The following is a 5,107-nucleotide window of genomic DNA, read 5'->3' as shown; positions in this document are numbered from 1 at the left end:
AATTCTTAATTTGCGTAGAAGGATTATCTTCTAACATAGAATAAAGCTTTAATATATTGTTTTTAGTTTGCTTATTCATTTTTTTGGGAGCTGCTGAGATCGTCATCATTTTAGCTTATTTTTGAACAAATTTAATCCTTTTTTAAAAAGTGGGTAATAGAAAGCCCCAAAGCGTAGCGCCGCAAGGCGCAGCCGCAGCGGAGGCCCCAAAATAGATAAGAAGAACCTTAGTTTGTCTTTGACGACCGAATTATAAAAAAAGCCCATAACAACTGCTGTTGCTATGGGCTTTAGTTTATGCTGTTAGGCAGGAAATTATCCTTCTACAGTGCTTTTCTTCAAAAACTCTTTGATGGCTTTAGAAGTCATTGACTTAGGACGCTCTAGTGGCATACCGAGGGCACGCGACCAAACGCCGGCAGCCAAAACACCCATGGCGCGAGACACACCAAAAAGTACGGTGTAGAAGCTAAACTCTTTGAGGCCGTAGTGCATAAGAAGCGCACCAGAGTGAGCATCTACATTGGGCCAAGGGTTTTTCACTTTGCCCAAATCCTGAAGGATAGGAGGAACAATAGTGAAGAGCTTCCAAACGATGCTGACAATAGCGTCATCCTTGATGTACTCCTCGGCAAAGTGGCGCTGAGCAATATAACGAGGGTCGGGTTGGCGAAGAACGGCATGACCGTAGCCAGGAATCACCTTACCTGCTTCCAAAGTTTGGTTGATATATTCTGTAATTTGCTCGTTGGTAGGCGTATCTGTACCTAGTTCTTCTACCATTTCCAAGATCCATTTGATCACCTCTTGGTTGGCCAAGCCGTGAAGGGGGCCAGCCAGGGCGTTCATACCGCCAGAGAGAGAGTAGTAGGGATCGCTAAGCGTAGAACCCACCAAATGCGTGCTATGAGCAGAGGCATTTCCACCTTCATGATCTGCATGAATAGTGAGGTACAAACGCATCAATGACTTAAAGTCATCATGCTCAGAAATACCAAGCATATGAGCAAAGTTGGCTCCCCAGTCTAGGCTAGGATCGGCAGCAATATGCTCGTTGTTGTGGAACGTACGGCGGTAGATATAAGCCGCTAAGCGAGGAAGCTTAGCAATTAGGTTCATGCTATCTTCATAGTAAGCATCCCAGTATTCATTCTTGGGCATGCCTTCCTCATAGCGCTTGGCAAAAACACTATCGTTTTGTAGCGAGAGGATTCCCATGCTCAATTGAGTCATTGGGTGCGTATCTGCAGGCATAGCGTCTAGCATATTGGTCGTGCGAGTAGGAAGTGCTCCTCTCTTTTTCCAGTCTGCTGTTAGCCAGTTTACCTCCTCTTGGCTAGGAATTTCACCGACTAGCATGAGCCAGAACAATCCCTCGGGTAGAGGCTCCTTGCAGTTGGGCGCCTTGGGCAACAACTTGCGTAGCTCACGGATCGAGTAGCCCCGGAAGCGGATCCCTTCATAGGCATCTAGCTCAGAAGTCTCCCAAATCATACTTTTCATGCCGCGCATACCACCATATAACTGGCGAATAGCAACTTGATCGATAATCTTATCTCCATGTTCTTTGAGCATTGCTCGGTTTTCCTGAAAGAGCGCAGCGGCTTTTTCCGCAAATTTTTGTTTTAAGGCGTCCATTTGAATTTTATATTTAATATGTCATTATCAGCAATGAGCTTGATAATTTTGGTGATAATATGGATGGGGAATAGAACCAATGTAGCAACAACTATAAGATGAAAAATGTTGTTCGGCCAATGGCTTTCTCCCAAAGTTTACAGTCCCATTTTGAGTAGGTGCAACAAGTACTCGCCATACCCACTCTTTTTATATTTCTCGCCCAATTGGGCTAGTTGTTCCGCATCAATAAAGCCCATCTGATAGGCCACTTCTTCTATACAGCCAATTTTAAGGCCCTGACGTTGCTCAATGACCTCAATAAATTGACCTGCCTGCATCAAGGAGGCATGCGTGCCCGTATCCAACCAAGCAATACCTCTACCCATAGGGCTTACCTTCAAACGGCCCGCCTTGAGGTAGTGCAAGTTGACATCAGTAATCTCTAACTCCCCTCTAGCAGAAGGCTCCAAGTTCCGAGCAATTTCTATCACATCATTGTCATAGAAGTAAATCCCAGGTACCGCATAATTAGATTTGGGCGTCTCGGGCTTCTCCTCAATAGAAATCGCCTGGCGATCTTTATCAAATTCTACTACTCCATAACGCTCCGGATCAGAAACTGGATAGGCAAAGACTAAACCGCCCTCCACTTTTGTGGCCGCCTGAAGCTGCTCATCTAAACGATCCCCATAAAAAATATTGTCGCCCAAAATAAGGGCTACCGAATCGCCCCCAATAAAGTCCTCTGCCAAAATAAAGGCCTGGGCAATGCCCTCTGGCTCGGGCTGTTCGATATAGCTAAAATTACAGCCAATCTGACTGCCATCACCCAATAGCTTCTGGAAGTTAGGCAGGTCGTGAGGCGTAGAAATAATCAAAATTTCTCTAATCCCCGCCGACATTAAGGTCGATAAAGGATAGTAAATCATAGGCTTATCATAAACCGGCATGAGCTGCTTACTTACCGCTAATGTCAATGGGTACAAACGCGTTCCTTGCCCACCAGCTAGAATAATTCCTTTCATGATTTTATGGCTTTGTTCTCTGACTTTTGCAGAAAAGTCAATATATAGATAATTCAATATTTATCCCAAAAAAAGCTAGCTTTTTTAAGCTAGCCCCAGAGATTTTAGGCTTCTTTTAAAGCCCTACTAAAGTCTGTTAAGGACCTTTGTTTGCGCCTAAAAATAGCCATATTTGCGACATTCCGAAAACAAAAGCAAAAAAAAGTAAGCAACCTTTAGGGCCTTATTTTGTTTTGCCTACTGCATTCAAATCTCAACATTATGAAAATAAAATTTAGCTCCAGCGAAAAACTCTTACTTTTTAGTTTGGCCGGGGCAAAGTTTACGCACATTATGGACTTTATGGTCCTTATGCCACTTGGCCCACAACTTATGCGAGTACTCGATATCTCGGCTAAGGAGTTTGGGGTCCTCGTTTCTTCTTATACCTTTAGTGCAGGCGCTACCGTTTTGGCTAGTGCTTTTTTTATTGACCGATTGGACCGAAAAAAGGCGCTTTTATGGACCTATCTGGGCTTTTGGCTGGGAACTCTTGCCTGTGGCCTTGTCAATAGCTACGAAACACTGGTCCTCGCCCGTATCCTAACCGGCCTCTTTGGCGGCCTGCTCAACGCCCTAGTGCTTTCGCTTATCGGCGATGTCTTTAGCCTAGAAAAACGAGCCTCTGCTATGGGCGTCGTTATGGCCGCTTTTTCTGCTGCCGCTGCCTTTGGGGTGCCTTTCGGTATCTATATGGCCAGTATGGGCAACTGGCGCTGGCCTTTCCTGATTTTGGCCGTGGCTTCTTTGCCCGTTTTGATCGGCCTCTGGTATTTTGTCCCCAATTTAGAAAGCAAGGAGGAGGGACCCAAAGCGCCTCCGCTCAGCATTATTCAACGCACCTTTAGCAGTCCCAACCAACTCCGTGCTTTGGGCATGACGCTCTTGTTGGTCCTCGGACAGTTTATGATTATTCCCTATATCAGCCCTTTTATGGTGGGTAATATCGGTTTTAGCGAGATTCAATTGGTCTATATTTATCTCTGTGGGGGACTCCTCACGCTCTTTACTGGCCCCGCTATTGGCCGCCTAGCCGATAAAAAAGGACATAAGAATATCTTTGTCACTTTTGCCATTTTATCCATCCTTCCCCTGCTGCTGATCACGCATTTACCCGATTATGGGATCCCTTTTGCCCTTTTGGCGAGCTCCCTCTTTTTTATCCTCATTAGTGGCCGAATTATTCCCTCTACTACGATGGTGGTCTCTAGCGTAGAACGAAAGTACCGGGCCGGATTTATGAGCCTAAATACCGCTATGCAACAATTGGCCGCCGGTATGGCCGCTCTCATTAGTGGCAATATTGTGGTCGAAATTGCCCAAGAAAATACCGATGTCGTGGCTATCGGCAATTATAATTATTTGGGCTACCTAGCGGTGGGCCTTACTTTCTTGGCCATTTTCTTGGGCCGAAAGATTGTCCCGCTAAAAGAAACTGAATAATCTCTTTCTCCTTTTATTTTGGGGCCCGCGGCCGCCTTGGCAAAGCCAAGGCGGCCGCCGCTATGCTCCGCCGCTCGCAGGTCTGCTCGGCCCTGCGTCGCTTTGCTCCTTGGTCTGGCCTGCGGCCACGGCTGCGCAGCGCTGGGCCTGCGGGCCTTCGGCCCTTTTTAACTGTAGGTTGAAACCTACAGCCAGGTGGTATTGCTTCGCAATGATATGTGGATGAGGGTTGAAACCCTCATGGATTAAACGGCATCTAAAATTAAACAAAAGCTGGAGGGATTGGCCCAAAAAGAGCAAAGCCCCAAACTTCTGTTTGGGGCTTTGAATAGCTGATTTTTATTTTTTATGGAGTGGAATTTCTTTAATCAACTGATCGGCGTTATTGGATAAGACCTGTTTAACCGATATTCCTCCATTTGGATACACAAAGTTGCCAATAGGATCAAGCAGTAACCATTGTACTTCTACGCCATTTTCTTTCTTTACCGTTTGTAAAGTCCCTTTAACAAGTTTGAAAAACCCTTTTTGTATTCCATCTGTCTTTGTGCTAGAAACAGAAGTATTTACACCAACATTTGCCGAACTATAATTTGTAGTAGATTTTTCTGTAGCATATTCATCTGTAAGAGCATAGTCGCCCCCAAGTATGCCATCAAGACCAAAGTTTGCAGCGCCTGTTCGCCCAATGTTATGTGTGGAACCTTTTGTTTTACTACTCCCTATTTCAACCCCAGCCTCTGCAGCTATACTTTCAGTTTTCTGATCCGCAGCTATTTTGTAGCTAATCTCTGCAGAAAATTCGTGATAAGCAGTACCATCAGCTTCCACAATAAGCGGAGCATTAAAACTAGCTTTGATTTCATAGTCAGGCCCCTTTTTTTGACTAACATTCATGCTTAGAGCTGTGGCTTTTGCCGCATACTGCCCGTTTGTTTTTATTCAACTGAAATTTGATAGTAAGCGAGAGGGTACTATCA

The 5,107-nt window shown here is 45.2% G+C and carries 4 protein-coding genes; 1 reads left to right on the top strand and 3 read right to left on the bottom strand.

Annotated elements, in window-relative coordinates:
• Window positions 1–315: 315 nt before the first annotated feature.
• Together SAPGRDRAFT_RS06520 and rfbA are read right to left on the bottom strand one after the other, a co-directional pair.
• Window positions 316–1,638, bottom strand: coding sequence for a citrate (Si)-synthase (locus tag SAPGRDRAFT_RS06520; RefSeq protein ID WP_002658149.1), 1,323 nt, complete (start codon window positions 1,636–1,638; stop codon window positions 316–318).
• Between the two features lie 137 nt (window positions 1,639–1,775).
• Entirely contained in the window at window positions 1,776–2,645 is an 870-nt protein-coding gene (gene rfbA / locus SAPGRDRAFT_RS06515) for a glucose-1-phosphate thymidylyltransferase RfbA (RefSeq protein ID WP_002658148.1), read from the bottom strand.
• Window positions 2,646–2,906: 261 nt separating this feature from the next.
• On the opposite strand from rfbA, the gene SAPGRDRAFT_RS06510 reads away from it, so the two are divergent.
• A complete protein-coding gene (locus SAPGRDRAFT_RS06510) occupies window positions 2,907–4,127 on the top strand; it encodes an MFS transporter (RefSeq protein ID WP_002658147.1) in 1,221 nt (406 codons plus the stop codon).
• A 339-nt stretch (window positions 4,128–4,466) separates the two neighbouring features.
• Here SAPGRDRAFT_RS06510 and SAPGRDRAFT_RS06500 read toward each other — a convergent pair whose 3' ends face one another.
• On the bottom strand, window positions 4,467–5,024 hold the full coding sequence (locus SAPGRDRAFT_RS06500) for a hypothetical protein (RefSeq protein WP_002658146.1): 558 nt from the start codon (window positions 5,022–5,024) through the stop codon (window positions 4,467–4,469).
• Between the last annotated feature and the right edge of the window lie 83 nt (window positions 5,025–5,107).

Origin of the sequence: Saprospira grandis DSM 2844 (assembly GCF_000275825.1) — a bacterium.
GTDB classification, from domain to species: domain Bacteria; phylum Bacteroidota; class Bacteroidia; order Chitinophagales; family Saprospiraceae; genus Saprospira; species Saprospira grandis_A.
The sequence above is the reverse complement of the archived record's forward strand: the minus strand, read 5'-3'. Positions and strand labels throughout refer to the sequence as shown.